General features: G+C 71.6%; 1 protein-coding gene. It reads right to left on the reverse strand.

Annotated elements, in window-relative coordinates; genetic code table 11:
- Window positions 1–44 precede the first annotated feature (44 nt).
- A complete protein-coding gene (locus I53_RS12260; RefSeq protein WP_043351065.1) occupies window positions 45–665 on the reverse strand; it encodes a riboflavin synthase in 621 nt (206 codons plus the stop codon).
- Window positions 666–715 lie beyond the last annotated feature (50 nt).

Genomic DNA, 715 nt, shown 5'->3' on the forward strand with positions numbered 1-715 from the left:
GCCACGCCACCGGCACCTACTCGATCCCGCCGCGCTGAGGACGCTCAGGCCCGCGCCTCCGCGAGCCGGGCGGCGTAGCGAGCGATCAGGTCGACCTCCAGGTTCAGGCGGTCGCCCTGGCGCCGCTCACCCCAGGTGGTGACCTGGAGCGTGTGGGGGATCAGCAGCACCGAGAACAGGTCGCCCTGGACCGAATTCACCGTGAGCGAGGTGCCGTCGAGGCAGACCGACCCCTTCTCGGCGATGAACTTCGCCAGGGCCGCCGGCGCCCGGAGCGTGAACCGCTCGCTCGGCCCCCAGGCGCCCGCCGTGACGCTCTCGCGCTCCACAATCTCGGCGAGACCGTCGACGTGGCCCGTGACCAAGTGGCCGCCGAGTTCATCGCCGATCTTGAGGGAGCGTTCGAGGTTGATCCGCGTGCCCGCCGCCCAGGAACCTACGGTGGTGCGCGCCAGGGTCTCGGCGGCCGCGTCCACCGCGAAGACGCAGCCGCCCTCGGCCGGCTCGACCGATACCGCCGTGAGGCAGGGGCCCGCGCAGGCGATCGAGGCGCCGAGCGCGATCGTCGCCGGGTCGTAGGAGGCGCGGATCGCGATCCGGCGCAGATCACCTTCGCCCGAGACCGAGACGACCGTGCCGACGTCGCTGACCAACCCCGTGAACATCGCTTACGTCCTGTTGCGCTCGTAGGTCACGGCCTCGTCGGGTCCGAACG

The organism is Methylobacterium sp. B1 (genome assembly GCF_000333255.1).
GTDB classification, from domain to species: Bacteria; Pseudomonadota; Alphaproteobacteria; order Rhizobiales; family Beijerinckiaceae; genus Methylobacterium; species Methylobacterium fujisawaense.